Source organism: Thioclava marina (genome assembly GCF_002020135.1).
Classification (GTDB): domain Bacteria; phylum Pseudomonadota; class Alphaproteobacteria; order Rhodobacterales; family Rhodobacteraceae; genus Thioclava; species Thioclava marina.
In genome coordinates this window covers 1-13047 of sequence record NZ_MPZS01000003.1, presented here as the reverse complement: position 1 = coordinate 13047, position 13047 = coordinate 1, and the positions used below count along the sequence as shown (strand labels likewise).

At 63.9% G+C, this 13047-nt stretch carries 11 protein-coding genes; 9 read left to right on the top strand and 2 right to left on the bottom strand.

The window, feature by feature from the left end; translation table 11 throughout:
• Positions 1 to 8 precede the first annotated feature (8 nt).
• Entirely contained in the window at positions 9 to 830 is an 822-nt protein-coding gene (gene phnC, locus BMG00_RS14370) for a phosphonate ABC transporter ATP-binding protein (protein WP_078530178.1), read from the bottom strand.
• Positions 831 to 1022: 192 nt separating this feature from the next.
• On the opposite strand from phnC, the gene BMG00_RS14365 reads away from it, so the two are divergent.
• From BMG00_RS14365 to BMG00_RS14325, 9 genes are all read left to right on the top strand, one after another.
• Entirely contained in the window at positions 1023 to 2099 is a 1077-nt protein-coding gene (locus BMG00_RS14365; protein ID WP_245795052.1) for an ABC transporter ATP-binding protein, read from the top strand.
• A gap of 24 nt (positions 2100 to 2123) precedes the next feature.
• Positions 2124 to 3074: an ABC transporter substrate-binding protein gene (locus tag BMG00_RS14360; protein ID WP_078574836.1), complete on the top strand. Its 951-nt coding sequence runs from the start codon at positions 2124 to 2126 to the stop codon at positions 3072 to 3074.
• A gap of 24 nt (positions 3075 to 3098) precedes the next feature.
• Complete coding sequence (locus BMG00_RS14355) at positions 3099 to 4775, top strand: ABC transporter permease (protein ID WP_245795051.1); 1677 nt, start codon at positions 3099 to 3101, stop codon at positions 4773 to 4775.
• Between the two features lie 471 nt (positions 4776 to 5246).
• A complete protein-coding gene (locus BMG00_RS14350; protein ID WP_211274148.1) occupies positions 5247 to 5990 on the top strand; it encodes a DeoR/GlpR family DNA-binding transcription regulator in 744 nt (247 codons plus the stop codon).
• On the top strand, positions 5987 to 7045 hold the full coding sequence (locus BMG00_RS14345) for an ABC transporter ATP-binding protein (protein WP_078574833.1): 1059 nt from the start codon (positions 5987 to 5989) through the stop codon (positions 7043 to 7045). The genes BMG00_RS14350 and BMG00_RS14345 overlap by 4 nt, the downstream gene beginning before the upstream one ends.
• Before the next feature lie 89 nt (positions 7046 to 7134).
• The gene (locus tag BMG00_RS14340) at positions 7135 to 8418 is read left to right on the top strand and encodes an ABC transporter substrate-binding protein (protein WP_078530183.1); all 1284 of its coding nucleotides are present in this window, start codon (positions 7135 to 7137) and stop codon (positions 8416 to 8418) included.
• A gap of 73 nt (positions 8419 to 8491) precedes the next feature.
• Positions 8492 to 9367 (top strand): carbohydrate ABC transporter permease, encoded by an 876-nt coding sequence (locus BMG00_RS14335; RefSeq protein ID WP_078530184.1) that lies wholly within the window; start codon positions 8492 to 8494, stop codon positions 9365 to 9367.
• Entirely contained in the window at positions 9364 to 10173 is an 810-nt protein-coding gene (locus BMG00_RS14330; RefSeq protein WP_078530185.1) for a carbohydrate ABC transporter permease, read from the top strand. Before BMG00_RS14335 ends, BMG00_RS14330 begins: the two co-directional genes overlap by 4 nt.
• 10 nt (positions 10174 to 10183) lie before the next feature.
• Positions 10184 to 11002, top strand: a complete 819-nt coding sequence (locus BMG00_RS14325; RefSeq protein WP_078574832.1) for a sugar phosphate isomerase/epimerase family protein — start codon at positions 10184 to 10186, stop codon at positions 11000 to 11002.
• A 6-nt stretch (positions 11003 to 11008) separates the two neighbouring features.
• On the opposite strand, the gene BMG00_RS14320 is transcribed toward BMG00_RS14325, so the two are convergent.
• A complete protein-coding gene (locus BMG00_RS14320; protein WP_211274147.1) occupies positions 11009 to 12289 on the bottom strand; it encodes a pyruvate kinase in 1281 nt (426 codons plus the stop codon).
• Positions 12290 to 13047: the final 758 nt, after the last annotated feature.

Genomic DNA, 13047 nt, shown 5'->3' with positions numbered 1-13047 from the left:
GTTGCTACTCAGTCGCCCAGCATGGCGGCTGCGTATTCCTGATCGTCACCGAGCGCCCCGATCTCGGTCGAGGTGGCGGCTTCGGAAAAGCTGGCATCGGCGCCGTAGATATCGCGCGCGACGCCGGTGGTGAGTTGATCGGGGCGCCCGTCGAAGACGACGCGCCCGTCGCGCATCCCGATCACGCGGTCGCAATAACGGCGCGCGGTATCGAGCGTGTGCAGGTTTGCGATCACCATCCGCCCGTCCTCGACCTGAATCCGTTTGAGCGCGTCCATCACCACCTGGGCATTCATCGGGTCGAGCGAGGCGATCGGTTCATCGGCGAGAATGATCGCCGGATCCTGCATCAGGGCGCGCGCGATCGCGACGCGCTGTTGCTGGCCGCCCGAAAGCGCCTCGGCACGTTTGGCGGCCTGTTCGGCGATGCCGAGACGGTCGAGAATGCCCAGCGCGCGGCGAATGTCTGCCTCGGACCACAGGTTGAACAGGGTCGAGAGGGTCGAACGCCGCCCCAGCAGCCCGTGCAGCACGTTCGAGGCCACGTCCATACGCGGCACGAGGTTGAATTGCTGGAACACCATCGCGCAGCGAGCCTGCCAGTCGCGCTTGTCCCTGCCACTCAGGGCAAGAATATCCGCATCGTCGAACAGGATCTGTCCCGAGCTGGCGTCGCCCAAGCGATTGATCATCCGCAGGAGCGTCGATTTTCCGGCACCCGAGCGACCGATCACGCCGATGAACCCGGCACCTTCGATCGACAGTGATACGTTGTCCACGGCGGCCTTGCTGCCGAAAACCTTGCTGACATGTCTGAATTCGAGCCGCATGCGCCCTCCGAGGTTTCGAGGGCGGAATTAGGCAGCGCGTGTAACGGCTCCGTTATCCTCACGTGACGAATATATGATACTCACCGGCTAGCGATGGTTTTCTCACCCTGATCGGTCGCACGCTGTCTTTGGTCACCACGTCACCGTTCTGTTACACCGCTTCAATATGGCCAGTTCCCGAAAGTGGGCGGGATGATGCTGGCAAATCTGAAAGAGACCAACCTGCGCGCCGCGCATGAAGACGCGGCGCTCGCGGTGCGTTCGCTGCGTCTGAGTTATGGCCCGGCCGAGATCCTGCGCGGCATAGACCTGTCGCTCGCACCGGGCAAGGCGCTGGCGCTGCTCGGCCCCTCGGGCAGCGGCAAGACGACCTTGCTTCGCGTGCTTGCGGGGTTGGAGGCGCCCAGCGCGGGCGAGGTGTTCGTCCATGGCGGCTGCGTCGCGGCCCCCGCCCGCGGCCTCTTCCTGCCCCCCGAACGCCGCAAGCTTGGCATGGTGTTTCAGGATTACGCGCTCTGGCCGCATATGAGCGTCGCGCAGAACGTGGGCTTTCCGCTCGAGATGCAAGGCATTGGCCGCGCCGAACGTCTGTCCAGAGCGCAAGCTGCGCTCGCGCGTGTCGGGCTCGAGGCGATGGGTGACCGGCGTCCCTCGGCGCTGTCTGGCGGGCAACAACAGCGCGTGGGCATCGCCCGAGCGATCGCCTCGGGCGCGCGCACGGTCCTGTTCGACGAGCCGCTCTCCAACCTCGACCGCGAGCTGCGCGAAAGCATGGTGGACGAAATCGCGGGGCTCGTGGCCGATCTCGGGCTGACCGCGCTTTACGTCACGCATGACCACTCGGAGGCATTCTCTTTGGCCGACGAAGTCGCGATCCTGCGCGAGGGCCAGATCGTTCAGGCCGCCCCGCCCGAGATTTTGGTCGATCGCCCCGCAAACCCGTGGGTCGCCGAATTTCTCAGGCTCGGCGCAGTCCTGTCGGCAGATGCCGCGCGCGCTGTGTTGCGAGATCTCGCCGTCCCGCAAATGGCGAAGGCGGTATTGCTCCCGCGCCGCGACATCCGGATCTGCGGGACGAGCGAGACCTCCCTGCGCGCCCGCGTGCTGCGCTGCCTGTTTCGCGGCGACGACTATCAACTCGCCCTCGCGCTCCCCGACGGGAGCGAAATCCAGATCTCGGCCGCGTCGCGCATCGCGCCGGGCCAGGAGATCGGCCTGCATATCGCGCCCGAGGCGCTGCGCTGGTTCGACATACCGAAAAGACCCTGACGATTGAACTCAACGGAGATACCGATGAAAACCACCCTTCGCAGCGGCCTTCTGGCCCTCGCCCTGAGCGCCACGGGCTTTGCCGCCCAAGCCGACATCACCGTCTATACCGCTGGCCCCGCGAGCCTCGCCAAAGCGCTCGCGGCCGATTTCACCGCCGAGACCGGGATCAATGTGAACCTCTATCAGGCAACCACCGGCAAGGTGATGGCGCGCCTGAAGGCCGAAGAGAGCAATCCGCAGGCGGATGTCGTGATCTCGGCCTCGTGGGACACTGCAACCGCGTTTGCCGATCAGGGGCTCCTGATGGCTTACACCTCGCCCAATGCGCAAAACGTCCCGGACTTCCTGAAGTCCGACACGGCGGTCGCGCAAGGCGTCGCCGCGCTGGGAATCGCGTGGAATCCGAACTCCGGAACGCCGAAGCCCACGGAATGGGCGGATCTGGCCAAGGACGACTTCAAACTGATGGTCACCATGCCCGATCCGGCGGCTTCCGGCTCTGCTTATGAACTGGTCTCGGGCCTTTACGCAAACGGTCAGGGCGAGCTTTTCGACAAGCTTGCCGGGAACGGCGCTCTGGTTGCGGGTGCGAACAAGGCCGCGCTCACCCCGGTTCTTCAAGGCGCGAAAGCTGCCGTCTTCGGCGCGGTCGATTACATCGCGCTCGGCTCGAAGGCCACGGGCGAGTCGATTGACGTGATCTGGCCCGAGAGCGGCACGGTGATCGCGGCGCGACCGATGATGATCCTCAAATCCACGCAGAACGCCGAAGACGCGAAGAAGTTCATCGACTTCGTTCTGTCCGACAAGGGCCAGGAAGAGGTTGCGAAAGTCTACCTGATGCCCGCGCGCACCGACATCAAGGCACTGCGTCCGACGATCACCGAACTGAAGCAACTGCCGAAATCGGGCACCGAGGCCGGCAGCCGTGGCGAGGTGCTCGACATGTTCACCAAAGCCTTCGGAAAATAAGAGATGGCGGAACGAAGGGCAGCAGTGAGCGGCGTCACGACCGCCTTGACCACAGCGGCATTGATTGTCGTTGTCGCGTTGCCCTTCGTCTTCATCGTCCTTCAGGCGATCTTTCCCGACATCGGGGCCGGGTCATTTTCCCGGCCCTTCGAACATCTCGGCGCCGTCCTCAAATCCGAGGATTTCGCCACGCAGAGCGCGAATTCTCTGATCCTCGGCGCGGGGGTGGTTCTGACTTCCGCGCTGATCGCGACCCCGCTTGCCGCGATACGCGCCCTCTACCGGTTGCCCGGCGCGCTGATCTGGGATCTGCTGTTTCTCGTGCCCTTCATGATCCCGCCCTATATTGCGACGCTGGGCTGGGTTCTCTCGCTGCAACCGGCGGGCTATCTGCAACAGCTCACCGGCATCAACCTGGCGGGGTTCCTGTTCTCGCTGCCCGGCATCGTCTTCGTGATGGCGATGCATACCTTTCCGGTGATCTATTTCGCGGCCTCGCGCAGCTTCGCCGCGATCGGCGCGCGCTATTCGGATGTATCGCGCGTTTTCGGGGCGGGACCGGGGCGGGCGTTCTGGCGCATCACCCTGCCGCTCGCGACGCCCGCAGTGGCCGCGAGCCTTCTGCTCGTCTTCGCGATGACGATCGAGGAATACGGAACACCCGCGGTGCTTGGCGCGCGGTTCGATTTCGACGTGCTCGTCACCGGCATTGACACTTCTCTTTCGGATTGGCCGATCGACCTGCCCAAGGCCGCGCTCCTGTCGCTGGCCCTGATCGCCCTGTCGCTCGCGGCTTTCGGCTTTCAGAGGCGCATCGCCACAGCACGTGACTTCGATGTAGTGGGCGGAAAAAGCACGCGCGCCCCACAGCGAAATCTCGGCATCTGGCGCGGCCCTGCGTTAACGCTCTTTGCACTGGTGGCCTTTGTCTCGACGGGCTTTCCGTTACTGGCCATCCTCGCCACGGCGCTTTCGCGCACGATCTCGGGCGGCCTGAAACCCTCGAATATGGGATTTGAGAACTTTCGCGCGATCATGACAGACAGTTCGGGGGCGCTCTCCGCGATGGGAACGAGTTTCGGCCTCGGGCTCGTGGCCGCCATCGTCGCGGGCTTTTTCGGCATCGCCATCGCCTATGTGACGACACGCGGAGGAAGCGGTCGAGGACGTAGCTTGATCGATGCGCTCGCGATGCTGCCCAACGCAGCCCCCGGCGTGGTCGTCGCACTTGGCCTGATCCTGCTGTGGAACCAGCCTGCCCTGCCGGTCACGCCCTATAATACGCTGGGCATACTCGTTCTCGCCTATGTCTGCATTCTTCTGCCCCAACCCGTGCGGTACACCGTGGCCGCCTTCCAGCAGGTCAACCCCTCGCTGGAAGCGGCGGCGCGCGTGCATGGCGCGAGTGCGACGCGCACCGCCTGGCGCGTGCTGGTGCCGCTCGTGGCGCCATCAGTGCTGGCGGCGATGCTGCTGGTCTTCACCGTCGCTGCGCGCGAACTCGTCGCCTCGCTGCTCGTCGCGCCGGTCGGGACCGACACCATCGGCACCTATGTCTGGCGGCAGTTCGATCAGGGCTCCATAGGCGAGGGCATGGCCGTGGCCTTCCTCACCATCATCGCAACGACGCTCGTGCCGCTGGGGATTCTTTCAGCCCTGCGCAAGGTCGAGCGTTCGGGATCCTCGGCGACCAATCTCTAGATGTCCCCGAGATGCCCGGATCTCATCGGGCGGTTCCGCTGCGCAGGCTCTCCACCCAATCGCGAATGGAGTCGAGCGATGCGCCGGACAATTTGGCGTCATCGAGCAGAACCGAAACCTCGTCGAGCTCTTCCCGCCCCGTTCCAACTGGCCGTGGTGAACGTACCCCGCGCCCGGCTCGCCAAAGCGCCACGATATTCCCATCGCCATCTGTTTCCGCAATGAAGCTAACCACTTCCGGCCCCATCCTTCATGTCCAACACGTGATTGCCTTAGCCGAGAGCGAAGCGCCTTGGCGACAAGTGACCAAAGGTCAACTTCGCTCGGGAGGCGCCGGTTTGAGCGGATGATCCGTCACCAGAGTTTCACACGAATGCAACCGAGGTTTCATTTGAATGGTCAAACTGCAGCACGGAACGAAACCCGTGATGCGGACCCCGGATGGAAAACTCGCTCTCCGATCGACAGAAAATGATTCTCGACCAGGTCCGTGCGCGCGGGCAGGTCGGCATCGAGGAGCTGTCGCAAATTCATGACGTCTCCCCCCAGACGATCCGGCGCGACGTGAACGAGCTTTGCGCGACCGGCGTTCTGCGGCGCGTTCACGGCGGCGTCGAACTGCCGGGCTCGGAGAACCTTCTCTACACCTCGCGGCGGATGATGAACGAAAGCGCCAAGCGCGCGATCGGCGGCGTCTTCGCCGAGCTGATCCCTTCGGGTGCCTCGCTCGCGGTCTCGATCGGCACCACGCCCGAGATCGCGATCCAGTCGCTGAGCGCGCGCTCGGATCTGATGGTGGTGACGAACAATCTCAACATCGCGCTGATCGCCTCGGATCGCGCGGATTGGAGTGTGCGCATCCCCGGTGGCGCCGTGCGCCCGGGCGATCGCGATGTGCTCGGCCCGCAGGTCGAGGCTTTCTTCGCGCGTTATCAGGTGGATTTCGGCGTCTTCGGCGTGGGCGGCGTCTCCGAGGATGGCAGCCTTCTCGATTTCACCGAAGAAGAGGTCGCCGCCCGGATGGCGATCCTGCGCAATTGCCGCCGCTCGGTGCTGCTGCTCGATCACACGAAATTCGGCCGCTCCGCCCATGTGCGCGGCGGCCATCTGCGCGATCTCGACGTGGTGATCTGCGACCGGGCGATCCCCGCGCATCACGCGACGGCGCTGATCTCGCGCGGTGCGCAGTTGGTCATCGCGGAGGAGCAGGCATGAGCGGCGGCGCGATCAGCCTGCAAGGCATCTCGAAGAGCTGGGGCGAAACTCAGGCGCTCGACGGGATCGACATCGAGGTGCCCGCCGGCAGCTTCACCGCGTTGCTGGGGCCCTCGGGCTGCGGCAAGTCCACGCTCTTGCGCATCGTCTCGGGGCTGGAAGAGGCCAGCGGCGGTCAGGTGATGATCGCCGGGCAGGACGTGACGCAGCGCCCCGCCGACAAGCGCAACCTGTCGATGGTGTTCCAATCCTACGCGCTCTTCCCGCATCTCTCGGTGGCCGAGAACATCACCTTCGGGCTGCGCACCCGCCGCGTTCCAAAGGCGGAGCGCGCAGAGCGTCTGACCAAGGTTGCCGCGCTTCTGGGGCTGAGCGATTACCTTTCACGCAAGCCCGGCCAGCTCTCGGGCGGGCAGCAGCAGCGCGTGGCTCTGGGCCGCGCGGTGATCTCGGAACGTCCGGTCTGCCTGATGGACGAGCCGCTCTCGAACCTCGATGCCAAGCTGCGCCACGCAATGCGGGTGGAACTGCGCGCGCTGCAGCAAAGCCTTGGCTTCACGATGCTTTACGTGACCCACGATCAGGTCGAGGCGATCACCATGGCCGATCAGGTCGTGCTGATGAATGCGGGCCGGGTCGAGCAGGTGGCCGATCCGAAAACGCTCTACGAGCGCCCCGAAACCACCTTTGCCGCGCGCTTCATCGGCACGCCGCCAATGCAGATCCTGCCCGCAACCGCGTTGGGAGAGATCGGCGCGCGGGCCGAGGCCGCGACAGGTCGCGCGCTGCAATTCGGCATCCGTCCCGAGGCGCTGTTCGAGAACCGCGAAGGCCCGTTCGAGATGGTGGTGACCGGCGGCGAATATCTGGGCGCCGATGCGCTGGTCTCGGGCCGGATTGGCGGCTCGGAGGCGCTGATGCGGGTGCCGGGACGCGCCTTGCCCGGCCCCGGTGCGGGGCTGCGGCTCGGCCTCGCGCCCGGCGATCTTCACTTTTTCGACGCGAGGACAGGACGGCGGGTCACCCCGCCCTCCGGCTTCGCGCCGTTCCCCTGACCGGACGACCCGGCTCAAACACCCGGCGCGCAGGCGCCGTTCAACAGCCCCGGCGCGGCTGCGCCACATAACAGGAAGGACGACTGACAATGCTTGCCAATTTCCTCAAGGGCTCCGCGGCTGCCGCTGCCCTGTCGCTGATTGCGGCGCTGCCCGCCAGCGCCGTTGACCTGCAATTCTACTTCCCCGTCGCCGTCGGCGGCGGTGCGGCGAAGACGATCGAAGGCCTGACCGAGACCTATATGAAGGACCACCCGGACGTGAAGATCGACCCGATCTACGCGGGCTCCTACCAGGACACGATCACCAAGGTGATCACCGCCGCGCGCGGCGGCAACGCGCCCCAGATCGCGGTGGCGCTGTCGACCGACATGTTCACGCTGCTCGACGATGACCTGATCCTGCCCTTCGACGATTACGCCAAGGGCGAAGAGGGCAAAAAATGGATCGAAGGCTTCTACCCGGCCTTCATGGAAAACAGCCAGTTCGACGGCAAGACCTACGGCATCCCGTTCCAGCGCTCGACCCCGGTGCTCTACTGGAACAAGGACGCGTTCAAGGAAGCGGGCCTCGATCCCGAAACCCCGCCCGCGACCTGGGACGAGATGGTCGAGATGGGCAAGAAGCTCACCAAGACGGACGCTTCGGGCAACACGACCCAATGGGGTGTGCGTATCCCGTCCTCGGGCTTCCCCTACTGGCTGTTCCAGGGGCTCGTCATCGAAGCGGGCGGAAAGCTCACCAATGGCGAAGGGACCGAGACCTATTTCGACAGCCCCGAAGTGATCGAGGCCGCGCAATATCTCGTGGACCTGTCGACCAAGGACAAGGTGATGGAGCCCGGCATCCTTGACTGGGGTGCGACGCCCAAGGACTTCTTCGAGCGCCGCTCGGCGATGGTCTGGACCACCACCGGCAACCTGACCAACATGCATGACAACGCGCCCTTCCCCTTCGGCGTGGCGATGCTGCCCGAGAAGGCGCAGCGCGGTGCGCCCACCGGCGGCGGCAACTTCTACCTTTTCAAGGGCAGCTCGGATGAGCAGCTCGAAGCGGCGGTTAAGTTCATCGAATGGATCACCGCACCCGAGCAATCGGCGATCTGGACCAAGGCAACCGGTTATGTCGCTCCGCGTCCGGCCACCTGGGACACCGAGACGATGAAGGACTATGCCAAGGGCTTCCCGCAGGTCCTCGTGGCGCGTGATCAGCTGCAATACGCCAAGGCGGAGCTGTCCACTCACGAGAACCAGCGCGTGACGCAGTTCCTCAACGATGCGCTTGCCGCCGCGATCACCGGCCAGAAGCCGGTCGAGGAGGCGCTGAAGGAAGCGCAGGCCAAGGCCGATCAGGTGCTGGCCGCCTATCGCTGATCCCCGAGAGGGGCACTCCCCGGGGGTGGGCCACGTGCGGGCCCGCCCCCAACTCAATCAGGAAAGACCGAGCATGAAGATCAAACGCGACTGGATCTGGGGATGGACCCTGATCGCGCCGGCACTGGCGCTGATCTTCCTGTTCACGCATATCCCGGCGCTGATGACGCTCTGGGGATCGCTGTTCTCCACCCCGCGCGGGCGCAAACCCTCGCATTTCGTGGGGCTCGCGAATTACGAGCGGCTGATCCAGGACCCGACCTTCTGGAAGGTGCTTGGCAATAACGCGATCTATGCGCTCGGAACGATCCCGGTCTCCATGGCGCTGGCGCTTGCGATGGCGCTGCTGGTCAACCGCCCCTTCAAGGGGCGCGCGCTGGCGCGGATGGCCTATTTCACGCCGACCGTGCTGCCGCTGATCGCCGTCGCGAATATCTGGCTTTTCTTCTACACGCCGGGCTTCGGGCTGATCGACCAGGTGCTGGGGCTATTCGGGGCCGGGCAGAGCAATTTCCTCGGCAATGCCGGAACCGCCCTGCCCGCGATCATGGTGGTTGCGATCTGGAAAGAGGCCGGGTTCTTCATGATCTTCTACCTCGCAGCGCTGCAGGCGATCCCGCCGCAACTGGCCGAGGCCGCGAAGATCGAGGGCGCGGGCGCGTGGACGATCTTTCGCCGCATCACCCTGCCGCTTCTGATGCCGACCACGCTGTTCGTCTCGATCAACGCGGTGATCAACGCCTTCCGGCTGGTCGATCACATCTTCATCCTCACCGGCGGCGGACCGGACAACGCGTCGTCCTTGCTGCTCTACTACATCTACGAGACCTCGTTCCGGTTCTGGGACACCGCCTATGGCGCGACGCTGAGCGTGGTTCTGCTGGCGCTGATGTGCCTGCTGGCGATCGGGCAATTCTTCCTCTTCGACCGCAAGGTGCATTACAAATGAGCGCGTTCGACCGATATCTGTGGAATGGCGGCGCGGCGTTGCTGGCCGCGCTCTGGATCGCGCCGCTGCTTTACGCGGTCTGGACGGCGTTTCACCCCTCGGCCTATGAGGCGCATTTCACGCTGACCGCGCCGCTCACGCTGGAGAATTTCGTCAAGGCGTGGAACGCGGCCCCCTTCGCGCGCTACTTCCTCAACACCTTCATATTGGTGACCGGGATCACGGCGGCACAGTTCGTGCTGTGCTCGCTCGCAGCCTATGGCTTTGCGCGGTTCTCCTTTCCGGGGCGCGACCTGCTGTTCAGTCTTGTCCTGCTGCAATTGCTGGTGATGCCCGACATCCTGATCGTCGAGAATTACAAGATCATCCACGCGATGAATGCCGTCGATACGCTGCAGGCGATCGCCCTGCCCTATATCGCCTCGGGCTTTGGCGTGTTCCTGATCCGGCAGGCCTTCATGACGGTCCCGCGCGAGCTCGACGATGCTGCCCGGATCGAAGGCTCGGGTCCGCTCGCGATCCTCTGGCGGGTCTATGTGCCGCTCGCCAAACCTACCTATCTCGCCTATGGGCTCGTCTCGGTCAGCTATCACTGGAACAATTTCCTCTGGCCCTTGATCGTCACCAATTCGGTCGAGACCCGCCCCGTCACCGTCGGCCTGTCGGTCTTTGCCACCACCGATAGCGGCACCGAATGGGCGGTGATCAACGCAGCCACGCTGATGACCTCGGCGCCGCTCCTGCTCGCCTTCCTGCTGTTCCAGCGCCAGTTCGTGCAAAGCTTCATGCGCGCCGGCATCAAATGAGGACTTCCCGATGACCCTTCCGCTTCTGGGCGCTGCCATCCGGCGCCGCGATCTCGACACCCTGCGCGACTGGATCTTCGAGCCCGCCCGCGCCATCGAAATCCAGGATTTCGTGATGCCCGAAATCTTCGCCGGCGACCCGAGCGAACTCATCGCAAGCTACAAGCGCGCGCTCGACGGTCACCGCGGGCTGCGCGGCATTCATGGACCGTTCTTCGGGCTCGACCTGTCGAACCCCGACAGGGAAATCCGCGCCGTGATCCAGCGCCGCCTGCTCAAGGGGCTCGAGATTGCCAAGGCTCTGGGCGGCAGCCACATGGTCGTGCACTCACCCTTCACCTACTGGCATGTGCTCAATCGCGACAATTACCCTGCCGTCGCCGATCAGATGCTGAACGCGATGGCCGATTGCCTCGCCCCGGTGCTGGTTCGGGCGGGAGAGTTCGGCTGCACCGTGATGCTGGAGAATATCGACGACACCGACCCGTCGGCGCGCGTGCGCGTGGTGCAGGCGATCGACCATCCGCAGCTGCGCGTCTCGCTCGATACCGGCCACGCGGAACTGGCCCATGGCCGCTACGGCGCCCCGCCTGTGGTGGACTATGTCGCACAGGCCGGAGCCTGGCTTGGCCATGTCCATCTGCAAGATGCCGACGGCTATGCGGATCGCCACTGGCATCCGGGCGAAGGTACGATTCCCTGGCCTGCGGTCTTTGCCGCCCTAGAACGGAGCGAGGCGAGTCCGCGCCTGATCCTCGAAGTGCGCGACCGTCTCGAGCGGCTGCCCGCGACGGTGAAGGCGCTCGAGGCGCAGGGACTCGCGCGCTGATGCCCCTTACCAGCTCTTCAACGCGCGCAGCTGGGGTGTTTTCTTGTTCATATGTGTGGCCATGCGCCCGAAGAGATGATCAAGCTCCCCGATCGCTTCGAAGAGATAGGGGCCCTTGTTGAGCATCACGCATTCCGCCCGTGCACCCATCGCCGCGTCGGTCATCTCGCCGCGGGTGGGCAGGCCCGTCTTGAGGAAGCTCTCAAGAACCTGCGTGGCCCAGATAACCGGCACCTGAGCGGCCTCGCAAAGCCACAGGATTTCCTCCTGGATCTCGGCGAGACGGGCGAAGCCGATCTCAACCGCCAGATCGCCGCGCGCGATCATCACGGCCGTTGGCTGGCGCCCAGCCGCGCGCACGAGCATATCCGGCAGATTGCGTACCGCGCGCTCGGTCTCGATCTTCAGGACGAGGCTGAGTTCGTGCCAGTCATCGGGGCGGATCTCGGCCAGAAGCGATTGTAGAAGCTCAACGTCTTGCAATTCCTGCACGAAGGAGAACTCGATCCCGTCGGCATGCTCCGCCGCGAAGCGCAAGGCCTCTTGATCGGCCTCGGTGAGCGCCGGGATATTCAAAGCGCAATCGGGGAAGTTCAGCCCCTTTTCCGGCTTGAGCTTGTAGCCCTTTTCCAAAGGGGCGATCTCGGCATGCAATTTCACGCCCCAATCTTCGCGCGCGATCACCCGCGTCGAGAGCTTGCCGTCATCGACAAACACACGATGCCCAAGCGCGAGGGCTTCGATGGGTTCGGCCAAGCTGCATTCGATCGCCGGTTGGCCCGAGGGGACCATCCCGAGCCTGCCCGGAAAGCAAAGCGCGAAGCTATCACCGAGACGCACGCGTTTCTGCCCCTTCTCGTCGCGAAGCGCTCCCGTGCGGATCTTCGGACCGGCCAGATCCATCAGAATTTTCATCCTCCGACCAACGGTCCCGGCGGCGGCGTCGACATGAGCGATCATGCGACGCCAAATCTCGGGGTCGTCATGCGCGCAGTTGATCCGGACCGCTTCGACTCCCGCCGCTGCAAGCTTCTCGCAGAAGCCAGGATCCTGCGCGGAGATACTTGGCATCGTAACCAGCAGTCCCACGGGGCCATGGTCGGTAAGCGGTCCGAAGATCCGTCTGGCGCGTTCGGAAATCCGGTTCTGACCGGCGAAGAAAGCGGCTTCCGAAGCGGGGGCGAATTGTGCTCCGTCAATCAACGCATCGAGGATCGCGATCACCTGATCCAGTTCGGGAAGTACCTTGCTCTCGACCCTTCCCAAAGAGGACAGACCAAATCGCATAAGTTTTCGCTGTAAAGGGCGAATGTCGTGGCGGCGCAGGGCAAGGTAATGCGCGAAATTTTCCGCGCTGGCTGCAAAATCCTCGCAGTCCATCCAATCCCGCCACGCCTCGAGCCGCACTACCGCAGCGCGCGAAATCGTTTCACGCAACGCACCGACTTCGCGCCGTAGTTCGATCAAATCATCAGTCATCATCGACCACTCCGTTTTGGCGCGGAGTACCAAGGATTGGATTCAGCTTTGTGACCGTTCGGTCGGGAGCGACACTGCGGCGCACCACGTCGCGAAGGCCAAGCGAATAAACGCTTATGGGGGAAAGATGGATCATCGTGCCCTGCCGCGCCGCGAAGACAATGCGCCATGACAGAGGAGGGCAACAACAGCGACGAGAGACCTGAGCGCGACATGGCGGCGGTTAACGCACAGTAGCCAGTTGCGAGGCAGTCATCGGAGGGTCGCGCCTCCTCGCCATGCATTCGGCGCCGTTACGAATCTGGGACAAGGTGCCTGGAGAAAAAGAAACCGAGTTTCTCAGCGATGCTGCGAGACATTTTCGAAATAGTTTCCAAACGTTCCGTAGATCGATCCGAGCAGATCGTGTGCAGTTCAAGACCCGCGCCGTATGACGATAGGAGCCTTGACCTGTTGGCGGCTTACACGTTTCGGCGTTTGCACTGTCTTTGCTTCCAGCGGAGGAATCCGAATGCAAAAAGCGCCCCTTGGGGCGCCATCGAACTGTATTTCATAAGATTTGGTTG

Bases quoted from the DNA above. Each gene is read 5' to 3' on its own strand.
- BMG00_RS14365 (WP_245795052.1), top strand. From the start codon at position 1,023: ATGATGCTGGCAAATCTGAAAGAGACCAACCTGCGCGCCGCGCATGAA.
- phnC (WP_078530178.1), bottom strand. From the start codon at position 830: ATGCGGCTCGAATTCAGACATGTCAGCAAGGTTTTCGGCAGCAAGGCC.
- BMG00_RS14360 (WP_078574836.1), top strand. From the start codon at position 2,124: ATGAAAACCACCCTTCGCAGCGGCCTTCTGGCCCTCGCCCTGAGCGCC.
- BMG00_RS14320 (WP_211274147.1), bottom strand. From the start codon at position 12,289: ATGCGATTTGGTCTGTCCTCTTTGGGAAGGGTCGAGAGCAAGGTACTT.
- BMG00_RS14340 (WP_078530183.1), top strand. From the start codon at position 7,135: ATGCTTGCCAATTTCCTCAAGGGCTCCGCGGCTGCCGCTGCCCTGTCG.
- BMG00_RS14350 (WP_211274148.1), top strand. From the start codon at position 5,247: ATGATTCTCGACCAGGTCCGTGCGCGCGGGCAGGTCGGCATCGAGGAG.
- BMG00_RS14330 (WP_078530185.1), top strand. From the start codon at position 9,364: ATGAGCGCGTTCGACCGATATCTGTGGAATGGCGGCGCGGCGTTGCTG.
- BMG00_RS14345 (WP_078574833.1), top strand. From the start codon at position 5,987: ATGAGCGGCGGCGCGATCAGCCTGCAAGGCATCTCGAAGAGCTGGGGC.
- BMG00_RS14325 (WP_078574832.1), top strand. From the start codon at position 10,184: ATGACCCTTCCGCTTCTGGGCGCTGCCATCCGGCGCCGCGATCTCGAC.
- BMG00_RS14335 (WP_078530184.1), top strand. From the start codon at position 8,492: ATGAAGATCAAACGCGACTGGATCTGGGGATGGACCCTGATCGCGCCG.